At 42.9% G+C, this 22,527-nt stretch carries 22 protein-coding genes; 17 read left to right on the top strand and 5 right to left on the bottom strand.

What is annotated here, in order from left to right; translation table 11 throughout:
• The first annotated feature begins 5 nt into the window (after positions 1–5).
• The gene (gene ravA / locus GOL65_RS13735) at positions 6–1,520 is read left to right on the top strand and encodes an ATPase RavA (RefSeq protein ID WP_140920636.1); all 1,515 of its coding nucleotides are present in this window, start codon (positions 6–8) and stop codon (positions 1,518–1,520) included.
• Positions 1,521–1,522: 2 nt separating this feature from the next.
• Positions 1,523–2,977: an ATPase RavA stimulator ViaA gene (gene viaA, locus GOL65_RS13730; protein ID WP_179038392.1), complete on the top strand. Its 1,455-nt coding sequence runs from the start codon at positions 1,523–1,525 to the stop codon at positions 2,975–2,977.
• Here the strand turns inward: viaA and asnA are convergent, their stop codons facing one another.
• On the bottom strand, positions 2,978–3,967 hold the full coding sequence (gene asnA, locus GOL65_RS13725; protein ID WP_140920638.1) for an aspartate--ammonia ligase: 990 nt from the start codon (positions 3,965–3,967) through the stop codon (positions 2,978–2,980).
• Positions 3,968–4,121: 154 nt separating this feature from the next.
• On the opposite strand from asnA, the gene asnC reads away from it, so the two are divergent.
• The 15 genes from asnC (at position 4,122) to GOL65_RS13650 (ending at position 17,159) form a co-directional block, all read left to right on the top strand.
• Positions 4,122–4,583: a transcriptional regulator AsnC gene (gene asnC, locus GOL65_RS13720; RefSeq protein ID WP_130593477.1), complete on the top strand. Its 462-nt coding sequence runs from the start codon at positions 4,122–4,124 to the stop codon at positions 4,581–4,583.
• 92 nt (positions 4,584–4,675) lie between these two features.
• The gene (gene mioC / locus GOL65_RS13715) at positions 4,676–5,125 is read left to right on the top strand and encodes an FMN-binding protein MioC (protein WP_140920639.1); all 450 of its coding nucleotides are present in this window, start codon (positions 4,676–4,678) and stop codon (positions 5,123–5,125) included.
• A gap of 373 nt (positions 5,126–5,498) precedes the next feature.
• Positions 5,499–7,388: a tRNA uridine-5-carboxymethylaminomethyl(34) synthesis enzyme MnmG gene (gene mnmG / locus GOL65_RS13710; RefSeq protein WP_140920640.1), complete on the top strand. Its 1,890-nt coding sequence runs from the start codon at positions 5,499–5,501 to the stop codon at positions 7,386–7,388.
• 48 nt (positions 7,389–7,436) lie between these two features.
• Positions 7,437–8,015 carry a 16S rRNA (guanine(527)-N(7))-methyltransferase RsmG gene (rsmG, locus tag GOL65_RS13705; protein ID WP_407657503.1) on the top strand — a complete coding sequence of 193 codons (579 nt, stop codon included), beginning with the start codon at positions 7,437–7,439 and terminating at the stop codon, positions 8,013–8,015.
• A 604-nt stretch (positions 8,016–8,619) separates the two neighbouring features.
• The gene (atpI, locus tag GOL65_RS13700) at positions 8,620–9,003 is read left to right on the top strand and encodes a F0F1 ATP synthase subunit I (RefSeq protein ID WP_140920642.1); all 384 of its coding nucleotides are present in this window, start codon (positions 8,620–8,622) and stop codon (positions 9,001–9,003) included.
• A 25-nt stretch (positions 9,004–9,028) separates the two neighbouring features.
• Complete coding sequence (gene atpB / locus GOL65_RS13695) at positions 9,029–9,847, top strand: F0F1 ATP synthase subunit A (RefSeq protein ID WP_140920643.1); 819 nt, start codon at positions 9,029–9,031, stop codon at positions 9,845–9,847.
• Positions 9,848–9,894: 47 nt separating this feature from the next.
• On the top strand, positions 9,895–10,137 hold the full coding sequence (gene atpE, locus GOL65_RS13690) for a F0F1 ATP synthase subunit C (protein WP_108900914.1): 243 nt from the start codon (positions 9,895–9,897) through the stop codon (positions 10,135–10,137).
• A gap of 53 nt (positions 10,138–10,190) precedes the next feature.
• Positions 10,191–10,661, top strand: a complete 471-nt coding sequence (gene atpF / locus GOL65_RS13685; protein WP_108900913.1) for a F0F1 ATP synthase subunit B — start codon at positions 10,191–10,193, stop codon at positions 10,659–10,661.
• A 10-nt stretch (positions 10,662–10,671) separates the two neighbouring features.
• Positions 10,672–11,205 (top strand): F0F1 ATP synthase subunit delta, encoded by a 534-nt coding sequence (gene atpH / locus GOL65_RS13680; protein WP_140920644.1) that lies wholly within the window; start codon positions 10,672–10,674, stop codon positions 11,203–11,205.
• A 12-nt stretch (positions 11,206–11,217) separates the two neighbouring features.
• Positions 11,218–12,759: a F0F1 ATP synthase subunit alpha gene (atpA, locus tag GOL65_RS13675; protein ID WP_140920645.1), complete on the top strand. Its 1,542-nt coding sequence runs from the start codon at positions 11,218–11,220 to the stop codon at positions 12,757–12,759.
• 46 nt (positions 12,760–12,805) lie between these two features.
• Positions 12,806–13,669 (top strand): F0F1 ATP synthase subunit gamma, encoded by an 864-nt coding sequence (atpG, locus tag GOL65_RS13670; RefSeq protein WP_130593469.1) that lies wholly within the window; start codon positions 12,806–12,808, stop codon positions 13,667–13,669.
• Between the two features lie 33 nt (positions 13,670–13,702).
• Positions 13,703–15,082 carry a F0F1 ATP synthase subunit beta gene (atpD, locus tag GOL65_RS13665; protein ID WP_130593468.1) on the top strand — a complete coding sequence of 460 codons (1,380 nt, stop codon included), beginning with the start codon at positions 13,703–13,705 and terminating at the stop codon, positions 15,080–15,082.
• A 19-nt stretch (positions 15,083–15,101) separates the two neighbouring features.
• Positions 15,102–15,524 carry a F0F1 ATP synthase subunit epsilon gene (locus GOL65_RS13660; RefSeq protein WP_130593467.1) on the top strand — a complete coding sequence of 141 codons (423 nt, stop codon included), beginning with the start codon at positions 15,102–15,104 and terminating at the stop codon, positions 15,522–15,524.
• A gap of 110 nt (positions 15,525–15,634) precedes the next feature.
• Positions 15,635–16,357: a L,D-transpeptidase family protein gene (locus GOL65_RS13655; RefSeq protein WP_140920646.1), complete on the top strand. Its 723-nt coding sequence runs from the start codon at positions 15,635–15,637 to the stop codon at positions 16,355–16,357.
• A 19-nt stretch (positions 16,358–16,376) separates the two neighbouring features.
• Positions 16,377–17,159, top strand: coding sequence for a hypothetical protein (locus GOL65_RS13650; RefSeq protein WP_140920647.1), 783 nt, complete (start codon positions 16,377–16,379; stop codon positions 17,157–17,159).
• 230 nt (positions 17,160–17,389) lie between these two features.
• On the opposite strand, the gene mglC is transcribed toward GOL65_RS13650, so the two are convergent.
• The 4 genes from mglC to GOL65_RS13630 all read right to left on the bottom strand — a co-directional run bounded on the left by mglC (position 17,390) and on the right by GOL65_RS13630 (position 22,487).
• Positions 17,390–18,400: a galactose/methyl galactoside ABC transporter permease MglC gene (gene mglC / locus GOL65_RS13645; protein ID WP_130593464.1), complete on the bottom strand. Its 1,011-nt coding sequence runs from the start codon at positions 18,398–18,400 to the stop codon at positions 17,390–17,392.
• 19 nt (positions 18,401–18,419) lie between these two features.
• Positions 18,420–19,940 (bottom strand): galactose/methyl galactoside ABC transporter ATP-binding protein MglA, encoded by a 1,521-nt coding sequence (gene mglA / locus GOL65_RS13640; RefSeq protein ID WP_140920648.1) that lies wholly within the window; start codon positions 19,938–19,940, stop codon positions 18,420–18,422.
• A gap of 35 nt (positions 19,941–19,975) precedes the next feature.
• Complete coding sequence (mglB, locus tag GOL65_RS13635; protein WP_179038351.1) at positions 19,976–20,968, bottom strand: galactose/glucose ABC transporter substrate-binding protein MglB; 993 nt, start codon at positions 20,966–20,968, stop codon at positions 19,976–19,978.
• A 625-nt stretch (positions 20,969–21,593) separates the two neighbouring features.
• Positions 21,594–22,487 carry a LysR family transcriptional regulator gene (locus GOL65_RS13630; protein ID WP_140920650.1) on the bottom strand — a complete coding sequence of 298 codons (894 nt, stop codon included), beginning with the start codon at positions 22,485–22,487 and terminating at the stop codon, positions 21,594–21,596.
• Between the last annotated feature and the right edge of the window lie 40 nt (positions 22,488–22,527).

Genomic DNA, 22,527 nt, shown 5'->3' with positions numbered 1-22,527 from the left:
TCATTATGCTTAAATCTAAATACCTGTCAGAACGAATAACTCGTTTAAGCAGTATCCTTGAAACCGATCTTTATGAACGTCAACACGTCATAAGACTTTGCCTGTTAGCCGCGCTCTGTGGGGAAAGTGTTTTCCTGTTGGGGCCTCCGGGTATTGCTAAAAGCATGATAGCTCGTCGATTAAAATACTCATTTAAGCAGGCCAATGCTTTCGAATATTTAATGACGCGTTTTTCAACGCCAGAAGAAGTATTTGGGCCATTATCTATTCAGGCATTAAAAGAAGATGGTCGATATATTAGATTAACTAAAAATTATCTCCCTGAAGCTGAAATAGTTTTTTTAGATGAAATATGGAAAGCAGGTCCTGCCATTCTAAATACATTGCTAACCGCAATAAATGAAAGGCATTTTCGTAATGGTGATACCGAAGTTGCCATGCCATTGCGATTATTAGTTACTGCCTCTAACGAACTTCCTGAAGAAGACAATAGTCTTGAAGCCTTATATGACAGGATGTTAATCCGTTTATCACTCAACAATATTCAGGATAAAGCTAACTTTTTATCGATGATTAATCATCAAACCAGTGAAAAGCTTAATTCAGCCATTGAATCATTAAGTATCAGCGATGAAGAATACGTTGAATGGCAACAGCAAATTAACCAGGTAAAATTACCTGATGAGGTCTTTGAACTGATCTATTCATTGCGCCAAAACCTTAATGCTTTGAATAATGGACCTTATATTTCCGATCGTCGTTGGAAAAAAGCTATCCGACTTTTGCAAGCCAGTGCATTTTTTAGTGACAGAGATGCGATAAGCCCTATTGACCTCATTTTGTTAAAAGATTGCCTGTGGCACGATATTAATTCTTTATCGCTGGTAGAACATCAAATTGAGCAGTTAATTGCTGAGAAAGCATTTCAACAGCAAATTATTACATTACAAATTCAACAAATTAACGCCGACTGGTTGAAATACAAACAACAACAATCTAATCAGTTATCTTTAAAATTAGAACGTAAAACAGCCCTGTTTAACCGTAAACAAACCTATGTATTACCGGCTAATATTACCGACGACAAGATAACGCTATTATTACAAACACCACTAAAACTCCACGGTATTGAAGTAACGCATATTGTTATTGAAAAACAGCAAATTGAATTATGGTTAACCAAAGGTGAATCACCAAAAGGTAAACTAAACGGCATTGGTTTTTCACAATCTTTGGATATGGCCGTTGATGATAATTTACAACTTATTGTTCGGGATTTAAGTTTATCGCCTTCTATTCTGTCACTGTCAGACAAAAACTTTCATATACAACCAACAGAAGAGTTGGTTCAACGGTTGGAAAATGCTCAATCCAGACTCAATCAGCAACGTAAAAATTTTACCGATGCCCAACCCTGCCTGTTTATTAATAAGCAATGGCTGGAAAAAATTGAAGCCAGTCTGTTTGCGGTACATGAAGAAATCAGCAAACAAAAACAGCTTTTTTCCGGAGCTGAATAGTCATTATGAGCCTGCAAACTATCGAGTTATTACTTTCTATCAGTGAAAGTGAAATAATCGAAGAATTACTTATTAGTCTGTTTGCAGCGCCTCAGTTAGCCATCTTTTTTGAAAAGTATCCCAAAATCAGAAATGCTTTTAATAAAGAGGTTTCTGGCTGGAAGATAAAACTTCAGGATAAATTGAAGCAATCTGAAGTACCTGTATCTATTTCCTCAGAATTCACGCTCTATAAACAAAGTATCTCTTCAGATAATTTCCTGTTTTTTGATCGGCTGGATGATGTGCTTAAACAGCTTGAGGAACTTCATTCTCCTTTTTTTGATCAAGCCAAAAAACTTTCGGCCACAGCAGAGTACCGCAATGAGAGCTTTCGCAGCCTTTTTTTACAGCAATGGCGAAAAATCCTTTCAATACAAGTAACTACGCTACATAAATCATTGATTGAAGGAGACTGGGAGCAGTTGATATCTCAGCTTCAGGATCGCCTGGCCATTAACAGCGCGCTGGAACCTTTTTTGGTGGAAAATGACCGGAGTTCTGGTCACCTGTGGGATATGAGTCGTGGAGAAAAATACCGTTCTGACTGCAATACATTAATTGAATACGGTAAATTTCTGGCACAACAACCTGAATTACAAAAACTGGCTGAACAGCTGGGCAGAAGCTACCAGCCCACTTCAGTCGATCGCAAAGATACTCAATATGAAAAGTACCGGGTCATGGTCAGAGAGCCAGCAACGCTGCCTGAAAGCGTTAATGGTATATTCCAGAGTAGCGACATCGTCAGAATGCTACCTACAGAAATGGTATTGCTAAATATTGATGAACTGGAAATAGAATTTTACCGGCGTTTTTTAGAGCAGCAACTTCTGACTTATCAGCTAAAAGGCGATGTGTGGCGTGAGCAGGTGAAAGTAAGGGCTATTTCAAAAACCGTCAATGAACAGCTCCCCAGAGGGCCATTTATTGTTTGCGTTGATACCTCAGGATCCATGGGTGGTTTTAACGAACAATGTGCTAAAGCATTTTGTTTAGCTTTATTATGCATAGCCATGGCTGATAATCGACGCTGCTATATATTACTTTTCTCTACTGAAATCGTTCATTACGAGCTGACATCATCAACCGGTATCAGTGAAGCTATTCGCTTTCTAAGCCAGCGCTTTAGAGGCGGTACCGATCTGGCAGCCTGTTTATCAGAAACAGTAGAAAAGCTAAACCAGCAGGACTGGATCGATGCAGATGTCGTGATCGTCTCCGACTTTATTGCCCAACGTTTACCAGAAAGTTTAATCAGTCAGATAAAGAATAAACAAAAAAAACATAACCACCGTTTTCACGCGGTGGCTATGTCTAAACACGGTAAACCAAACATTATGAAAATCTTCGATCACGTCTGGCGTTTTGATACCGGACTTGGCCAGCGGTTACGTCGCCGCTGGCGTGCTGGCTAATTACAGCATGCACTCTACGCTTTCACGTAATTCCGGAGTCCATACACCACACTGTACCTGACCAATGTGCTTTTGTTGCAGCAGCAGCATAACTACGCGGGACTGCCCAATACCACCGCCGATAGTTTGTGGCATTTCTCCACGTAATAACGCCTGATGCCATTCTAAAGCCAGACGACCTTCATCGTTGGTTAATGCTAACTGACGCTTCAGGGTTTCTGAATCTACACGGATGCCCATAGAAGAGAGTTCAAAAGCATCTTCCAGTACCGGGTTCCATACTAAGATGTCCCCGTTCAGGCCTTCGCCATCAGCACCTGGCGTTGTCCAGTCATCATAATCAGGCGCACGCATATCATGTGCTTCACCGTGGGATAACTTACCGCCAATACCAATCAGGAAAACTGCACCAAATTCTTTTGCAATCGCACGTTCACGGCCTTTGGCATCCAGATCCGGGTAACGCTGTAACAGTTCTTCACTGTGGATAAATTTAATTTCAGCCGGCAGGAAAGGTTTATAACCAAATTCTTTAGCTACTGCAGCTTCAGTTTCTTTGATCGCTGAGTAAATAGAGCGAACCGTTTGCTTCAGGTAATCGGTGTTACGCTCAGAATCAGACATCACACGCTCCCAGTCCCATTGATCCACATACACGGAATGGATTGGGCTCAGGCGATCCTCATCAGGACGCAGCGCTTTCATGTTGGTATAAATGCCTTCGCCAGGTACAAAACCAAAACGGCCCAGCGTTTGACGTTTCCATTTAGCGAGTGAGTGAACCACTTCAAAGGTAGCGCCTGGAATAGCTTTTACTTTTACCTGTACCGCTTTTTCACAACCGGACAGGTTATCCTGAGTACCATCACCAACACGGCTTAATATCGGTGCCTGAATCTCAACCAGACCAAGCTTTTGCTCTAACTGGCGAGAAAGGAAAGATTTAACAAAAGTGATTTGTTGCTGTTTTTGAATAAAGGACTTTTTCATTGTGGTTATCTCAATACTGTGATGTCGTTGATGAGTATTAAGCAACAGAACCACACCTAAATTCAATATTCATTAATAAATATAGCCATACTAGTTTCAATTATTCATTTTTAAAGCTAATTTAATAACAATACATTAAAAAAGAGAGTTAAAAATGGCCGATAATTACCAAATCGATAATTTAGACCGCAGCATACTGAACGAATTAATGAAAAATGCCCGGGTTCCTTACGCTGAATTGGCAAAGAATTTCAACGTCAGTCCGGGAACCATTCATGTGCGAGTGGAGAAAATGAAACAATCGGGGATCATTTTAGGTACTCAGGTTGAGATCAGTCCAAAACAGTTGGGTTATGATGTTTGCTGCTTTATCGGCATTATTTTAAAGAGTGCTAAAGATTATCCATCAGCTCTGGCCAAACTTGAGAACCTGGAAGAAGTAGTTGAAGCCTATTACACCACCGGTCACTACAGCATCTTTATTAAAGTGATGACCAAATCTATTGATGGGTTACAGCAGGTACTTATCAACAAGATCCAAACTATTGATGAAATTCAATCGACAGAGACACTAATCTCTCTTCAGAACCCGATTATGAGGACCATCAGACCATAAGCACTATTTTATTATACCCACATTATCCACAGGTAGATCCCAGCTGTTTCACAGCGTACAATACGCGCGAAACTGAATAATTAAGGATGGGTATGCCTGATATAACGCTGATTAGCGGCAGTACTTTAGGTAGTGCTGAATATGTTGCTGAGCATCTGGAAGAAAAACTGACTGAAGCAGGTTTTACGACAGAAGTCCTGCACGGTGCTGAACTGGATGAATTAACGCCTGAAGGCATCTGGTTAATAGTGACATCAACCCATGGTGCAGGTGAAATACCCGATAACCTACAGCCACTATTTGAACAAATAGAACAGCAGAAGCCAGATCTGACTCAAGTCAGATTTGGAGCAGTTGGTTTAGGCAGTAAAGAATATGACACTTTCTGTGGTGGTATTAAAACTGCGGATCGTATTTTGCAGGATCGTGGAGCAAAACGTATAGGCGATCGACTGGAAATTGACGTTACTGAACATGAAATTCCTGAAGATCCGGCAGGCGTTTGGATCGAAAGCTGGATTAATTTAATCAAAAACGATTAATTAATACGCAGTCAGTTGTGTATAAGTATAGTTAAAAGCAGCTGTTAACCTGTAGTTATCCAACTAACAACTTAAAGGGCCGGTTGTGCATGTGGATAACTACCACTATTATGCTCAGCTTATACTGTTCAGGATCACCGATCATCCACAGTAAAAGGATCCATTTAATAAATTGATCCCAAAGACGAATTATTGCTTATCCACAACATCAAAGGATCCTAGTAGTAGATCCAATAAGAAGATCTCTAAATAAAAAGATCTTTCTTTAATTAACCAAGATCCAAGCCAGTTGGACTAAGCTTTAAACTCAAGTAGAATCGCTGACTCAAGATCATTTATATTCGATCGTCCGAACATCCCGAGGTGTAATACCATGTTTTATCCAGATTCCTTTGACGTCATCGTTGTTGGTGGCGGTCATGCCGGAACTGAAGCCGCTATGGCTGCTGCTCGTATGGGGCAACAAACACTTTTATTAACCCATAACATCGACACACTGGGGCTAATGTCTTGCAACCCAGCCATTGGTGGTATTGGTAAAGGTCATCTGGTTAAAGAAGTGGATGCTTTAGGCGGATTAATGGCTCATGCTATTGATAAAGCAGGAATTCAGTTCAGAATATTAAATGCCAGTAAAGGCCCGGCAGTCAGAGCAACCCGAGCTCAGGCAGATCGTGCTTTGTACAAACAGGCAGTAAGATCCGCACTGGAAAACCAGCCAAATCTAATGATCTTCCAACAGCCAGCAGAAGATCTCATCGTTGAAAATGACAAAGTCACCGGTGTGGTGACTAAAATGGGGCTAAAGTTCAGAGCTAAAGCTGTTGTACTGACAGTAGGAACTTTCCTCGATGGTAAAATTCATATTGGACTTGAAAACTACAGCGGTGGCAGAGCAGGGGATCCCCCCTCCATTGGCTTATCTCAACGCTTGCGTGAACTTCCTTTGCGAGTAAGTCGTTTAAAAACCGGAACTCCACCAAGAATCGATGCCAGAACCATTAATTTTGATATTCTGCAACAGCAACACGGTGATACTCCATTGCCGGTATTCTCATTTATGGGAAATGCCAGTGAACATCCAACGCAGATCCCGTGCTACATCACCTATACCAATGAACAAACTCATGATGTGATCCGTAATAACCTGGATCGTAGCCCAATGTATACCGGGATCATTGAAGGGATCGGCCCGCGTTACTGCCCTTCAATCGAAGATAAAGTGATGCGTTTTGCCGATCGTAATGCACATCAGATCTTTCTGGAACCTGAAGGCTTAACCAGCAATGAAGTTTATCCTAACGGGATATCTACCAGTTTACCGTTTGATGTTCAGATGAAGATCGTTCGATCCATGGTAGGTATGGAAAATGCGAGGATCGTTCGTCCTGGTTATGCCATCGAATATGATTTCTTCGATCCGCGGGATCTCAAACCTACGCTGGAAAGTAAATTTATTCAGGGTCTGTTTTTTGCCGGTCAAATTAACGGCACAACGGGTTATGAAGAAGCAGCAGCTCAAGGGCTGCTTGCAGGCCTCAATGCGGGTCGTTTCTCATCAGAGAAGGAAGGATGGTCACCGCGTCGCGATCAGGCCTACATTGGCGTTCTGGTTGACGATTTATGCACTCTTGGTACCAAAGAGCCTTACCGGATGTTTACCTCAAGGGCAGAATACCGCCTGATGTTGCGTGAAGACAATGCAGACTTACGCCTGACTGAAATCGGACGGGAAATGGGTCTGGTTGACGATCGGCGTTGGGAACACTTCGTTACTAAGCAAGAGAGCATTGAACAAGAGCGTCAGCGTCTGAGAAGCATTCTGGTCCATCCAAATATGGATCGGGTGGAAGAGATTAATTCCTTGCTGAAATCACCATTGTCCAAAGAAGCCACTGGTGAAGAGCTGTTAAAACGTCCTGAAGTTGATTATGCAATGTTGTCCACCTTGTCACTGTTTGCACCAGGATTATCCGATGAGCAAGCCGCTGAGCAGGTAGAAATTCAGGTTAAGTACGAAGGTTATATCGCTCGTCAGCAGGGAGAAATAGAAAAACACCTGCGCAATGAAAATGCGATCCTGCCTCCGGATCTGGACTATCGTCAGGTTCCCGGGTTGTCTAACGAAGTGAGTATCAAGCTTAACGATCACAAACCAAGCTCTATTGGTCAGGCATCGCGTATTTCTGGTATTACACCGGCGGCTATTTCTATCTTGCTGATTTGGCTAAAAAAACAAGGCATGCTACGTCGTAGCGCTTAAGGATAAGTTTTGCAAAACCAATTTGATAAGCTGCTCAAAGCCGCAGGAATGGAACTAAGTCAGCTTCAGAAAGAACAGCTGCTGGGATATGTGGCCTTATTACACAAATGGAATAAGGCTTATAACCTCACTTCAGTCAGGGATCCTCAACAGATGCTGATCCGTCATATCATGGACAGCATCGTGGTTAATCCACACCTTCAGGGGAATTGTTTTATTGATGTAGGGACCGGACCTGGTTTGCCTGGTATTCCACTGGCCATTGTTCGCCCTGATGCCCAATTTACGTTACTGGATAGCTTGGGTAAGCGTATTCGTTTTATTCGTCAGGTTATGCATGAACTGAATATTACCAACGTCACACCCGTTCAGAGCCGTGTGGAGGACTATTCCATACCACAAGGATTTGATGGCGTTATCAGCCGGGCTTTTGCTTCACTTCAGGATATGTTGAAGTGGTGTCATCACTTACCATCTAAAGAGCATGGCAAGTTTTATGCACTAAAAGGGATTATATCCGAAGAAGAGTTGTCGCAAGTACCTGCGGGCTTTCATGTGCAAGAAATCGTTGCTTTAGATGTACCTGAACTGGATGGGGAACGTCATCTGGTTATTATTGCTGGTTAAATGTTAATCACTCAAATTAGGTATTTATGCTTTTAATGAGTAAAACGTGCTCTTGCAGATTTATTTTAAAAGATAAAATTAATTTACATAATTGAGTGATTTTCAAGTTTGAATTCAAGGTGTATTAACACTTTTATTACAAAACGTTATCCACCTTTCCTATATGTTTCCATTGTGTTTGTTATCAGAAAGACAAAAAGAGGGGATTTGACCATTATGGTCATTAAATTTTTGTTGAATCCTTTCAGGTCTTTGATTTTATATAAAATCAATAATAATTAGTAAGATATGTGATATTTAATTAAGTCGGGAAACTAAAATTATTTATGTGATTAGCTTCACAAAAGGATAATTAATCAAAACATATTTAACATTATTAGTAATAATAGGCCGCGCTTTCGTTAAAAATGCCAAAAAGTGAACATTTGGGAATTTAATCATTTGTTCACTTTTTTGTTACTTAAATATAGAATCAACCGCGTTTGTCCGTATAATCCACTGGTTTTTTCCGGCTTGACTCTGGTCGATAAAGACAGTTTTATACACTACTCGGTTTCTACTTTTTTAGTAGAGAGAAAGCTAACGCTCAAAGAGAGTATATGCCATGTCTGTAGCGCTTTATGATTCAGTCACAGCCCGCAGACTTTTGTTAGCACAATTTGCCATTGTTATTATACTTAGCGTGGTTTTTTGTCTTAGCAGCCAAAAATGGGCTATTTCTGCTTTTTTGGGTGGTTTATCCGGATGTTTGCCTAACGCGGTGTTTTTATTGTTAACATGGCGGCATCAGGATAGCGAGCAGGCTCAGGGTAAACTGGCCTGGTCATTTTTTATCGGTGAGATAGTAAAAATTATTTTGACCATCGCGCTGCTGGTTATCGCGTTGGTTGTGTTTAAGGCGGAGTTTTTGCCTCTTTGCGTGACTTATTTGGCTGTGTTGATAGTGCAAGTAGTGGCGCCGGCTATAATAAATATTTTTCGTAACTAATTGATAATAAAGAGTGAGAGGCATCATGTCTGCATCAGGGGAAATCTCTACTCCACAGGATTATATCGGCCACCATTTGAATAACCTTCAAATGGATTTGCGTACTATGGAGCTCGTTAAGCATGGTGATACACCAGGCTTTTGGGCGATTAACATCGACTCGATGTTTTTTTCCATTGTTCTTGGTGTACTGTTCCTGTTTATTTTCCGCCGCGTTGCGGTTAAGGCCAGCAGCGGTGTTCCGGGTAAACTTCAGTGTGCGGTTGAGCTGATTATTGATTTTGTTAATGGTACGGTTAAAGACATGTACCAAGGCAAAAGTAAGCTGATTGCTCCACTAGCGCTTACCGTATTCGTCTGGGTTTTCCTGATGAATACCATGGATTTATTGCCAATCGATTTACTTCCTTACATCGGAGAACACGTTCTTGGTTTACCTGCTTTACGCGTGGTACCAACTGCGGACGTGAGCGTTACTCTCTCAATGGCGCTGGGCGTATTCATTCTGATTCTGTTCTACAGCATCAAGATGAAAGGCGTGTCAGGTTTTGTTAAAGAACTAACCATGCAGCCGTTCAATCACTGGGCGTTTATTCCAGTTAACCTAATTTTGGAAGGCGTTAGCTTGCTATCCAAACCTGTTTCCCTCGGTCTGCGACTGTTCGGAAACATGTATGCGGGTGAGTTAATTTTCATCCTAATTGCTGGTCTGCTTCCTTGGTGGTCACAGTGGTTACTTAATGTCCCATGGGCAATATTCCACATACTGATCATTACGTTACAGGCCTTTATCTTTATGGTTCTGACGATTGTCTATCTGTCGATGGCTTCTGAAGAACATTAATATTAACAACCCTGCTAAGTTTTAACTGAAATAAACTGGAGACTGTCATGGAAAACCTAAACATGGATCTGCTGTACATGGCTGCTGCTGTAATGATGGGCCTTGCAGCGATCGGTGCTGCTATCGGTATCGGCATTTTGGGTGGTAAATTCCTGGAAGGTGCTGCTCGCCAACCAGATCTTATCCCATTATTACGTACACAGTTCTTCATCGTTATGGGTCTGGTTGACGCCATTCCGATGATCGCTGTTGGTCTGGGCTTGTATGTGATGTTCGCCGTAGCCGGTTAACATTGCACATTGAAACCACACCAAACTGTTAAATTAACAAGAGGCATTGTGCTGTGAATATTAATGCAACAATCCTCGGCCAGGCGATAGCGTTTGTCCTGTTTGTCTGGTTCTGTATGAGGTTCGTATGGCCGCCGATTATCTCTGCCATCGAAAAACGTCAAAAAGAGATTGCTGACGGTTTAGCTTCTGCAGAACGAGCTAAAAAAGATCTGGATTTAGCGCAAGCCAATGTGACCGACCAGTTAGCTCAAGCTAAAGCCGATGCTCAGGTAATTATTGAGCAGGCAAATAAGCGTAAAGCTCAAATAGTCGACGAAGCTAAAGTTGAAGCTGAACAAGAACGTTCTCGTATTCTTGCTCAGGCTCAGGCTGAAATAGACGCAGAACGCAAAAGAGCGCGTGAAGAATTGCGTAAGCAAGTGGCTATGCTGGCGATTGCTGGTGCTGAGAAAATTATCGAACGTTCCGTGGATGAAGCTGCTAATAGCGACATCGTTGATAAACTGGTCGCTGAACTGTAAGGAGGGGCAGATGTCTGAATTTATTACTGTAGCTCGCCCCTACGCCAAAGCAGCTTTTGACTTTGCCGTTGAGCAGAATGACCTGGATAACTGGCAACAAATGCTGACATTTGCTGCTGAAGTTAGCCGTAATGAGCAAGTTGCTGATTTGCTGTCCGGGGCACTGGCGCCGGAACATTTAGCCAGCACGTTCATTACCATTTGTGGTGAACAGCTCAACGAAAGTGGTCAAAACCTGATAAAGGTCATGGCCGAAAATGGACGTTTAATCGTGCTTCCTGACGTGTTAGAACAGTTTATTCAATTGCGTTCAGAGCAGGAGTCAACCATTGAAGTGGATGTTACTGCCGCTGCTCCATTGAATGATGCCCAGTTGGCAAAAATTGCCACCGCGATGGAAAAACGTTTGTCACGCAAAGTTAAGCTAAATTGCAAAATTGATAAGTCTGTTATAGCCGGTTTTGTTATTCGTGCCGGTGATATGGTGATAGACGATAGTGTACGTGGTCGTCTTGAACGTCTAACAGACGTCTTGCAGTCTTAAGGGGACTGGAGCATGCAACTGAATTCCACAGAAATCAGCGAACTGATCAAGCAACGCATTGCTCAGTTCAATGTTGTGAGTGAAGCTCACAACGAAGGTACTATTGTTTCCGTCAGTGACGGAATTATCCGTATTCACGGTTTAGCCGATGTAATGCAGGGCGAGATGATTGCACTGCCAGGTAGCCGCTATGCGATTGCACTTAACCTTGAACGTGACTCCGTTGGTGCGGTAGTTATGGGTCCGTATACTGACCTTGCCGAAGGCATGAAAGTTAAGTGTACTGGTCGTATTCTTGAGGTTCCGGTCGGTCGTGGCCTGCTTGGTCGTGTTGTTAACACCCTGGGTGCGCCAATCGACGGTAAAGGTCCGGTTGAGCATGATGGTTTCTCTGCTGTAGAAGCTATTGCACCTGGCGTTATCGAGCGTCAATCGGTAGACCAACCGGTTCAGACCGGTTATAAGTCTGTTGACTCCATGATTCCAATCGGCCGTGGTCAGCGTGAGCTGATTATCGGTGACCGTCAGACCGGTAAAACTGCTCTGGCGATCGATGCCATCATCAACCAGCGTGATTCTGGTATTAAATGTATTTATGTGGCTATCGGCCAGAAAGCTTCAACTATCGCCAACGTTGTGCGTAAGTTAGAAGAGCATAATGCATTAGCCAACACTATCGTTGTGGTTGCTTCAGCATCTGAATCTGCCGCGCTGCAATATCTGGCACCGTATGCCGGATGTGCAATGGGTGAATATTTCCGCGATCGCGGTGAAGATGCACTGATTATTTATGATGACCTGTCTAAGCAGGCTGTTGCATATCGTCAGATCTCCCTGCTGCTGCGTCGTCCACCGGGTCGTGAAGCGTTCCCTGGTGACGTATTCTATCTCCACTCCCGTTTACTGGAGCGTGCTGCTCGTGTTAACGAAGAGTACGTTGAAGCCTTTACTAAAGGTGAAGTGAAAGGTAAAACCGGTTCATTAACTGCGTTACCGATCATCGAAACTCAGGCGGGTGATGTTTCTGCATTCGTTCCGACCAACGTAATCTCTATTACCGACGGCCAGATCTTCCTGGAATCTAACCTGTTTAACGCGGGTATTCGCCCGGCGGTTAACCCAGGTATTTCCGTATCGCGGGTTGGTGGTGCAGCACAGACTAAAATCATGAAGAAACTGTCCGGTGGTATCCGTACCGCTCTGGCACAGTATCGTGAGCTGGCGGCATTCTCCCAGTTCGCTTCTGATTTGGATGATGCAACACGTAAACAGCTGAGCCACGGTCAGAAAGTTACCGAATTACTGAAACAGAAACAGTATGATCCTATGTCAGTTGCTAACCAGTCTCTGGTGCTTTTTGCAGCTGAGCGCGGATATCTGGAAGATGTGACGTTAGAGAAGGTTGGTAGCTTTGAAGAGGCTTTATTAGCCTATGCCGAGCGTGACCACGCTGAGCTTTTACAGAAAATCAACCAAACCGGTGGTTACAATGATGAGATCGAGGCAGGCTTTAAAGCCATTCTCGATACCTTCAAGGCAACCCAGTCTTGGTAATACCAAACGGCCTCCAGGGGCCGTAAGGTAGTGAGGAGAAGCTTAAATGGCCGGCGCAAAAGAAATACGTAGTAAGATCGGCAGCGTACAAAATACGCAAAAGATCACCAAAGCGATGGAGATGGTTGCCGCGTCTAAAATGCGTAAATCGCAAGAACGCATGGCGGCAAGCCGTCCTTATGCAGAGATGATGCGCAAAGTGATTGGTCACCTTGCGTTAGGTAATCTTGAGTATAAGCACCCTTATCTGGATGAACGTGACGTTAAGCGCGTTGGTTATCTGGTTGTGTCTACTGACCGTGGTCTGTGTGGTGGATTGAATATTAACTTATTCAAGAGATTACTGGCCGAAATGAAAGAGTGGAATGATAAAGGCGTTAGCGTTGATTTAGCGTTAATCGGCTCTAAAGGTGCCTCTTTCTTTTCATCGGTGGGTGGCAATATTGTGGCTCAGGTTACCGGCATGGGAGATAGCCCATCGGTATCTGAACTGATAGGTCCGGTAAAAGTTATGCTGCAGGCCTATGATGAAGGTCGTTTAGACAGACTGTATGTTGCTAACAACAAGTTTGTTAACACCATGTCGCAATCGCCAGAAATCAGACAGCTGTTACCGCTGCCGCCGTCAGATGACGAAGAAATCAAAAATAAGTCCTGGGATTATCTATACGAGCCCGATCCGAAGTCGCTGCTGGATACCTTGCTGCGTCGTTACGTCGAATCGCAGGTTTATCAAAGTGTAGTTGAGAACCTGGCAAGCGAGCAGGCCGCGCGAATGGTAGCGATGAAAGCCGCAACCGATAACGGTGGCGAGCTGATTAAAGAGCTTCAGTTGGTTTATAACAAAGCGCGTCAGGCCAGCATCACTCAGGAACTTACCGAGATTGTCTCGGGAGCTTCGGCGGTCTAGGGCTTGGTTTAGGAATTACGTAGAGGATTCAAGATGGCTACTGGAAAGATTATCCAGGTTATCGGCGCCGTAGTGGACGTCGAATTCCCTCAAGACGCCGTACCAAAGGTGTACGACGCGCTTGAAGTTCAGATCGATGCCAAGCTGGTGCTGGAAGTTCAACAACAGCTCGGTGGTGGTGTAGTCCGTTGTATCGCAATGGGTACATCTGATGGCTTAAGCCGTGGTCTGAAAGTATTAGATTTAGAGCACCCTATCGAAGTACCGGTTGGTGTTGCGACTTTAGGTCGTATCATGAACGTACTTGGTGAGCCTATCGATATGAAAGGCGACATTGGTGAAGAGGTCCGTTGGGCTATTCACCGTGAAGCACCAAGCTATGAAGATCTGTCAGGTGCAACTGAACTGCTGGAAACGGGTATCAAGGTTATCGACCTGATTTGTCCGTTTGCTAAAGGTGGTAAAGTTGGTCTGTTCGGTGGTGCGGGTGTAGGTAAAACCGTAAACATGATGGAGCTGATTCGTAATATTGCGACTGAGCACTCAGGTTACTCTGTATTTGCGGGTGTAGGTGAACGTACTCGTGAAGGTAACGACTTCTATCATGAAATGACCGAATCAAACGTACTGGATAAGGTATCACTGGTTTATGGCCAAATGAACGAGCCACCAGGAAACCGTCTGCGCGTTGCATTAACCGGCTTAACCATGGCGGAAAAATTCCGTGATGAAGGCCGTGACGTTCTGTTATTTATCGATAACATCTATCGTTATACCCTGGCCGGTACGGAAGTATCCGCACTGTTAGGTCGTATGCCATCAGCGGTAGGCTATCAGCCAACGCTGGCAGAAGAGATGGGTGTGTTGCAAGAACGTATTACATCAACTAAAACCGGTTCAATCACCTCGGTACAGGCAGTATATGTACCTGCGGATGACTTGACTGACCCATCACCAGCAACCACCTTTGCCCACTTGGATGCAACGGTCGTATTAAGTCGTCAAATCGCTTCTCTGGGTATTTACCCTGCGGTTGACCCACTTGATTCAACCAGCCGCCAGCTGGATCCATTAGTGGTTGGTCAGGAGCACTATGATTGTGCTCGTGGTGTTCAGTCAATTCTGCAACGTTATCAGGAACTGAAAGACATTATTGCGATTCTGGGTATGGACGAGCTGTCAGAAAGTGACAAGCTGGTGGTATCTCGTGCTCGTAAGATTCAGCGCTTCCTGTCTCAGCCATTCTTCGTTGCAGAAGTATTTACCGGTTCTTCTGGTAAGTACGTATCGCTGAAAGACACTATCCGTGGCTTTAACGGTATTATGAACGGTGAATACGATCATCTGCCTGAGCAGGCGTTCTACATGGTTGGCTCCATTGACGAAGCTGTGGAAAAAGCCAAGAAACTGTAAGCTGCAATAGGAGGGCTACATGGCTGTATCAACTTTCCATCTGGACGTAGTGAGTGCAGAAAATAATATGTTTTCTGGCGAAGTACAAAGAATCCAGGTGACGGGTAGCGAAGGTGAATTGGGGATTTATCCTCAGCATACGCCGCTGCTCACTGCCATCAAGCCGGGCCTGATTCGTATCGTTAAGCTAAACGGTGATGAAGAGTTTATCTACCTTTCCGGTGGTATCCTCGAGGTTCAACCAACTATAGTTACTGTTTTATCTGATACGGCTATCCGCGGACAGGATCTTGATGAAGCTCGGGCAATGGAATCCAAGCGTAAAGCGGAAGAACATATCCGTAATTCGCATGGTGACATCGATTATGCACAGGCATCTGCAGAGCTGAGTAAAGCGATTGCAAAACTGCGTGTTATCGAATTGACCAAGAAAATGATGTAATCAGCACCCGGTATTTTGATTGCTATGTGCGTTATAAAAAGCCAATCTGTAAACAGATTGGCTTTTTTACTATGGATAAGAAGTTGCAGAGATAATATGGACGTTATTGAATGAAAAATGTGCTTTTCATTATTATTCTGGTGCTGATTGTGATTGTCAGCCTGTTGATTTACCAGAATCTTACCAGCCGCCCTCCTGAAGGACCTGGCCCGGATGACGGAGTTATTCATCCTCGTCCTCCTGAAACTGAAAAGCAGATTAAGTTTGGCGATCGTCTGTATATCCGAATTCTTAAAGCAGAAGATAAGTTTGAGCTGTGGTTTAGTTCAGACAATAAGCCTTATGAGTTGTATAAAAGCTATATCATCTGTACTTACTCTGGTGGTTTAGGGCCGAAAAAGAAGCAAGGGGATCATAAAAGCCCGGAAGGTTTCTACTCAACCACCAAGGGATTACTTAACCCCAATAGCAGTTATCACCTCTCTTTTAATATTGGTTACCCAAATGCTTTCGATCGCGCCAATGGTTATACCGGTGATTTTCTTATGGTACACGGCGGTTGCGCTTCTGCAGGTTGCTACGCCATGACTGACCCGATAATTACCGAGATATATGGGTTAGTTGAACAGGCTTTTGCCGGTGGGCAGAAGGTGGTTCCTATCCATATTTTCCCGTTTGCTATGACGAAAAATAAAATGACTCAGTATCAGGATTCGGAATATATCGATTTCTGGCAAACGCTAAAGCCAGCGTATGATGCTTTTGAAGGTACACGCAGAGTGCCGTTGGTTGAGGTGAGTGGGAAACAGTATCTGGTGAAAGCGGGTCGATAAACATAAAGGGATATAGTGGATGAATATTACGTTTCTAGGCCATGATGAGACACATAATCCTTCGGGAGGCCTCTGTAATGAATATAGAATTGATAAAATTGAAAGCCTGAATGGTTTGTTAGATTTTTATCATCAGAAAAGCCAGGAATATAGTAATCAACAAATTTTATTAACTCTGGATGATGTATCTCAGGCTTGCTATACCTCTGGCCACGCCAGAATGACCTGTGATTTAGCCGATAGTGACGATCTGGATTTATCCGGGTTACCACCTGAGTGTTTTGAGCAGGGGGAATATCTTGGATATCTAAATACCCCATCTGAAATGTTTATTTGTCAGCATAATTTTCAACGTTTAATAAAAGACATCACCTTTGAACAGGCTTGTGAAAAAGGACTAACGTTAACAGATGAATGTTTAGAAGAATGGATTGAGTATCAAACAGATCCTGTTTCTATTTTTGATTGTCCGGTATCTGCATTAATTGTACCGGTTAATCATAGTTATGAAACTTTATATGCATTTCCTAATGGCTATTTTAGTTGTGATTTATCACCGGCAGAAAACTTTATATTGGCAAAACGCTTTCAACAACAATATGGCTTAGAGCTTATTGGTATCGGCGCTTCTTATTTAGGTTTTATCAGAAAAGAGCCATTAACAGATATACAGCTAAACTATCTCTGTGAAGATTTATTGTTGTTATACCATGTGACTGATAGTGAAAAAGAAAAAATGAAAGCGCTGTTTAGCCAGATGATTTCAGATAGTGAGTTACTTTGGGTTAAATATACTGATTGATATGAAAACACCAGACGGTGAATATTTATACCTAAAAAATATCCAATCGGAGGGAGAGCTTTCCGTTGGGGTCGACTTGGCGTTAGCCAACGAAGGGCCCCTAGGAAAGGTAGGCCCGACGCACTCTGAACTAAAGTACAAATGGTCTTCCGGCCGAGCACCAAGGCTATATAAGCACAAGAGTTCTTACGGCCGGAATATCCTCAGAAACCAATTTGTTGCATTACAACTTATTTCTTCTTCGCATACTTCAACGAATCCAATGCCACCGCAAAGATAATAATGCTGCCCTTAATAATATACTGCCAGTAAGGGTTTACCCCGATATACGTCAGGCCATAGTTGATAACGGTAAATATCAGCACCCCAGTGACCACGCCGGCAACGGTACCCACACCGCCACTAAACGACACACCACCGACTACACAGGCAGCGATAGCATCCAGCTCATACATAAAGCCCAGGTTATTGGTGGCGCTACCGATGCGGCCAGCTTCCAACATACCACCAAAAGCATAAAACACACCGGACAGGGCATACACCATAATCAGGTTCAGGGTTACGTTAACGCCGGATACTTTTGCCGCTTCCGGATTACCGCCAATGGCAAATATGTTTTTGCCAAAGCGAGTTTTGTTCCACAAAATCCAGACGAATCCAATAGCGATAGCTGCGTAGAAGGTAATATACGACAGCTTAAAATCGCCAAATCGAATAAATCCCTGAGCAAAGGTAGAAAATCGTGGGTCAAAACCGGCGATAGGAGAGGCACCAACAAAGTCATAATAGAGGGAGTTAATACCATAAACGATAATCATGGTGCCTAACGTCGTAATAAATGGTGTCACGTTGAGATAGGCAATAATTAATCCATTTATCAGCCCAATGATTGCACCAATAGCGCAAACAATCAGGATCACTACCGGAATAGGAATTTCACCTAAACCAGGGAATACTTTATTTACGTTACTCATGGATTGCAGCAAGGTAGCAGCAATTACCGCCGCTAAGCCTACCTGACGACCTGCTGACAGGTCAGTACCCTGAGTTACAATCAGTCCGGCAACCCCAAGAGCAATGATAATTCGCACCGAAGATTGAGTCAGAATATTACTCAGGTTAAGTAAACTAAGAAACGAGGTATCCTGAATAATAATAATGCCAAGCAGCACGAAGAGAACGATATAAATACCGTTCTCTTTCATGAAATTCACAACAGAGCCTTTATTTTTGGTACTCATAATATGCCGATCCTATAACTTATAGATATTTGGAAGCCAGTTGCAGAATTTCACTCTGAGATGTTTCTTTAGTATTAACAATACCCGCCAGATGGCCATTGCTCATAACCAGAATACGATCGGTAATACCTAATAATTCGGGCATCTCAGAAGAAATAATAATGATTCCTTTCTCTTTTTTTGCCAGCTCAATAATTAATTGATAAATTTCAAATTTGGCACCTACGTCAATTCCACGGGTAGGTTCATCCAATAATAAAATTTCAGGTCGGGTTAGTAGCCAGCGGCCAATAATCACTTTTTGCTGATTACCACCGGAGAGAGAGCCAATTGCTGTTTTATGACCGGGGGTTTTTACCCGCATTGAATCAATAACCCACTGAGTATCACTTTTCATTCGGTTATTGTTTAATAAACCAACTGAATTTTTGTAGGTTTTCATATTGGAAATTAAAGAGTTAAATCCAATATCCAAATGAGCATAAATACCTGTCGATCGGCGTTCTTCCGTTACTAAAGCAAAACCATGGCTAATAGCTTCATTAGCATTGTTATTCTTTATCTCTTTTCCATTCAGAATAATTTTACCGGCACTTCTTTCGCGAATACCAAACAGTATTTCCACAATGTCAGTACGTTTCGCGCCAACTAAACCGGCAATGCCTAATATTTCTCCTTTACGCAGAGAGAAAGAGACATCCTGAACTGAAGGTTGTTTTTTTGACGTCAGGTTTTTAACTTCGAGAATGACATCGCCAATATCATTGGTTTTTTCCGGAAAGCGTTGAGTTAATGAACGGCCTACCATCATAGAAATGATGTCATTCATCGCTAGCCCTTCAAGCGGGCGAGTGGTGACCCATTGGCCATCACGCAGTACGGTTATTTCATCACACAGCTGGAATATCTCTTCCATTTTATGGGAGATATAAACAATACCGCAGCCGCGATCTTTTAATTTACGAATAATACTAAACAGATGGCTAACTTCTTTCTCGGTTAAAGAAGAAGTGGGTTCATCCATAATGACGATTTTAGCGTTGTAGGAAAACGCTCTGGCAATTTCTATCATCTGCATTTGGGAAACAGATAAGGTGGCGACTTTTACCAGTGGGTCAATATTAATATCCAGTTCATCGAATATAGCCTTAGTGTCTTGATACATTTTTTTATGGTCGACAAACAGGCCTTTTACCGGATATCGACCAAGCCACATGTTGTCCATAACGGTTCGCTGGAGCACTAAATTCAGCTCCTGATGCACCATTGAAACCCCTTGTTCCAATGCTTCTTTGGAATTACTGAAATTAACTTCTTTTCCCTGAAAGATAATTTTTCCGCTGTCTTTTTTATAAATACCAAACAGACATTTTAATAACGTTGATTTTCCGGCCCCGTTTTCGCCCACTAATGCGTGAACGGAATGAGAGCGAACTTTAAGATTAACGTTATCTAACGCTTTTACGCCGGGAAATGATTTACTGATATTGATCATTTCCAGTAATAATTCATCGGTTGGCGGTGTTAGTTCTTCGCTCATACAACAGGCCCTTCTATTGCTATCAATAAAAAGGATTATTTAAATTTATCCAGATTGTCTTTATCTACTGCTACGTAAGGAACGCGGACAACTTTGTCTTTAATTTCCCACTTGGTGCCTTGTGCTGCTGGTTTGCCTTCAGCCAGGTTTTTAGATAATTCAAATGTGGCTTTAGCCTGATTGCTGGCATCGTTTAACACGGTACCCGCCATAGTGCCCTGACGTACCAGAGCCAGTGCTTCTGGCAGAGCATCAACGCCAAATACCGGGATTTTGCCTTTGTTATGCGCTTTTAATGCTTCGATTGCGCCCATGGCCATGGCATCGTTATTAGCGATAACCACTTCAATCTTGTCAGCGTTAGGGCCGGATAACCAGGCATCCATTTTGTCTTTAGCCTGTGCGGTGTCCCACATTGCGGTATCCAGTTGCAGTTGCTGGGTTTTCAGTTTTTCATCATCATTCAATGTTTTAATTACATAAGTGGTACGTGCTTCAGCATCCGGATGTCCCGGTTCACCTTTAAGCAGTACAAATTGAATGACGCCATCTTTATTCAGATCCCACTCAGGATGGGCTTTCCAGTGTTTAGCAATCAGTTGGCCCTGAATAACGCCAGACTCTTTAGAGTCGGTACCAACAAAATAAGCTTTGTCATAGCTGTCCAGTGCGGCTTTTGAAGGTTCTTTGTTGAAGAACACTACTGGAATAGAGTCGCCACGTGCTTTATCAATCACTACCTGAGCTGCCGCCGGGTCAACCAGGTTAATCGCTAGGGCTTTAACCCCTTTAGCGATCAGAACATCAATCTGGTCGTTCTGTTTGGATTGGTCATTCTGTGAGTCATTCATCAGCAGGGTGACATCTTTATTGCCGGCAGACTCTTTTTCAATCGCTTTACGGACAACAGACATAAAGTTGTCATCGTATTTGTAAATCGTAACCCCAATTTTGGTGGCTGCTAAAGTAGCTGCAGAAACGGCCATACAGGTACCAAACACAATCGTGGCTAATAGCGTTTTTTTCATGAAAATCTCCATGCATAACTATTTTAAGTTTGAATTGTTAACACGCGACAGCCGATTAGTAACAAGGTTACTAATAAGACTGATGTATTAATATTTTTTACAAAACAACACGATAACTACCGGTAGGGGTTATGGATGTTAAATTAATCGTAGTAGAGTCTTAAAGGAATGCCATGAAATGTTATTAAATTGTGATTAATTTCATATAAAAAAATAACGTTAGATTATGGTGTTGTTATTAGGGGGATGACAAATCAGATAAATTGGCATCACAGAATATTCCGGTCGTAAAATCTAAAGTGTTTATACTGGCTTAGTGCTCGACCGGAAACCAATCTGTACTTGATTTCTGTGTGTGTCGGGCCTGGTCTCCCTAGGGGCAGTTATGAAACACCTGACGGTGTTTCACCCTTCGGGCCAGCGCTAGCGCTGTTCAAACAGGCTTTGCCTGTTTGTCGTTGGCTTACGCCAAGTCGACCCCCACGGGAGCCCCTCCCGACAATTGGCTATTTTAAAATACAGAATTAAACAAACCAGACTTTGTCATCAATCTGAAAATAACGTTAATTTATGATGTTATTTTGGATTTAATTATTAAAGTGGGTATTTATATTAAAACTTTTATTTAAAGCATTATTTTTATTCGATTACTTAAGAAATCTAAAAAACAGGTGATTCTGGCAGATAGCTGAGTATTACGATAATAAACCGCGTTAATAGGTTGCATAACTTTGACCGTTTGTTGCGGTAGTATCTCTATTAGATCTCCCTGCATCCTGTCTTTATGGGTCATAAAATCAGACAGGCAAACAATTCCTTCTCCGGCTAAAGCCAGCTGCCTTAACGTTTCCCCACTGGAGGCGGTCAGGTTTGGTGTTATATGCAGCAGATGACCATTATCATCGCTGAAGGGCCATTCATTTAACTTTTCTATTTGGGTAAAACCCAGCAGCTGGTGGGATGTTAAATCTTCTGTACTGATGATTGCCGGATGGTTTTTTAGATACTCAGGACTTGCCAGCGCTCGCCTCTGGCTGGAACCTAAATGACGGGCATGTAGGGTTGAATCACGTAATTCACCAATGCGAATAGCAATATCGGTTTTATGTTCCAGCAAATCAATAAAGTGGTCGTTAGTATTTAATTCCAGTTCAATTTGTGGATAAAGGCGGCGAAACTCACCGATAATTGGCACTATGGTATGTATCATAAAAGGGGATGCTGCATTGACTCGCAGTAGCCCTGAAGGCTGTTGACGGCGTATTGCCATCTGATCTTCTGCTTCATCCACTGATGCCAGAATCTTTCTGGCATGTACCAGAAATGCCTGTCCCTCTTCCGTTAATGCCAGTCGTCGGGTAGTACGGTTTAACAACGAGGTTTCCAGTTTTTCTTCCAGTCTGCCCAGCGCCCGACTAATGCCTGAAACCGTTTGATTCAGTTTGCTGGCTGCATGAGTAATCGAATTACTGTCAACGACGGTAACAAATGCCAGAAGTTCTTCCAGAGTGGTTTTCATGATGATTATTGATTCCTGATCAATGATATTAGACATTTAA

Source organism: Limnobaculum xujianqingii (assembly GCF_013394855.1).
Lineage (GTDB): Bacteria > Pseudomonadota > Gammaproteobacteria > Enterobacterales > Enterobacteriaceae > Limnobaculum > Limnobaculum xujianqingii.
This window is presented reverse-complemented; position numbering and strand designations above follow the sequence as displayed.

Bases quoted from the DNA above. Each gene is read 5' to 3' on its own strand.
- GOL65_RS13655 (WP_140920646.1), top strand. From the start codon at position 15,635: ATGAAAAATGTGCTTTTCATTATTATTCTGGTGCTGATTGTGATTGTC.
- mioC (WP_140920639.1), top strand. From the start codon at position 4,676: ATGCCTGATATAACGCTGATTAGCGGCAGTACTTTAGGTAGTGCTGAA.
- mglB (WP_179038351.1), bottom strand. From the start codon at position 20,968: ATGAAAAAAACGCTATTAGCCACGATTGTGTTTGGTACCTGTATGGCC.
- ravA (WP_140920636.1), top strand. From the start codon at position 6: ATGCTTAAATCTAAATACCTGTCAGAACGAATAACTCGTTTAAGCAGT.
- rsmG (WP_407657503.1), top strand. From the start codon at position 7,437: ATGGAACTAAGTCAGCTTCAGAAAGAACAGCTGCTGGGATATGTGGCC.
- atpG (WP_130593469.1), top strand. From the start codon at position 12,806: ATGGCCGGCGCAAAAGAAATACGTAGTAAGATCGGCAGCGTACAAAAT.
- atpI (WP_140920642.1), top strand. From the start codon at position 8,620: ATGTCTGTAGCGCTTTATGATTCAGTCACAGCCCGCAGACTTTTGTTA.
- mglA (WP_140920648.1), bottom strand. From the start codon at position 19,940: ATGAGCGAAGAACTAACACCGCCAACCGATGAATTATTACTGGAAATG.
- atpE (WP_108900914.1), top strand. From the start codon at position 9,895: ATGGAAAACCTAAACATGGATCTGCTGTACATGGCTGCTGCTGTAATG.
- mglC (WP_130593464.1), bottom strand. From the start codon at position 18,400: ATGAGTACCAAAAATAAAGGCTCTGTTGTGAATTTCATGAAAGAGAAC.
- atpA (WP_140920645.1), top strand. From the start codon at position 11,218: ATGCAACTGAATTCCACAGAAATCAGCGAACTGATCAAGCAACGCATT.
- GOL65_RS13660 (WP_130593467.1), top strand. From the start codon at position 15,102: ATGGCTGTATCAACTTTCCATCTGGACGTAGTGAGTGCAGAAAATAAT.
- atpB (WP_140920643.1), top strand. From the start codon at position 9,029: ATGTCTGCATCAGGGGAAATCTCTACTCCACAGGATTATATCGGCCAC.
- GOL65_RS13650 (WP_140920647.1), top strand. From the start codon at position 16,377: ATGAATATTACGTTTCTAGGCCATGATGAGACACATAATCCTTCGGGA.
- mnmG (WP_140920640.1), top strand. From the start codon at position 5,499: ATGTTTTATCCAGATTCCTTTGACGTCATCGTTGTTGGTGGCGGTCAT.
- atpH (WP_140920644.1), top strand. From the start codon at position 10,672: ATGTCTGAATTTATTACTGTAGCTCGCCCCTACGCCAAAGCAGCTTTT.
- atpD (WP_130593468.1), top strand. From the start codon at position 13,703: ATGGCTACTGGAAAGATTATCCAGGTTATCGGCGCCGTAGTGGACGTC.
- GOL65_RS13630 (WP_140920650.1), bottom strand. From the start codon at position 22,487: ATGAAAACCACTCTGGAAGAACTTCTGGCATTTGTTACCGTCGTTGAC.
- asnA (WP_140920638.1), bottom strand. From the start codon at position 3,967: ATGAAAAAGTCCTTTATTCAAAAACAGCAACAAATCACTTTTGTTAAA.
- asnC (WP_130593477.1), top strand. From the start codon at position 4,122: ATGGCCGATAATTACCAAATCGATAATTTAGACCGCAGCATACTGAAC.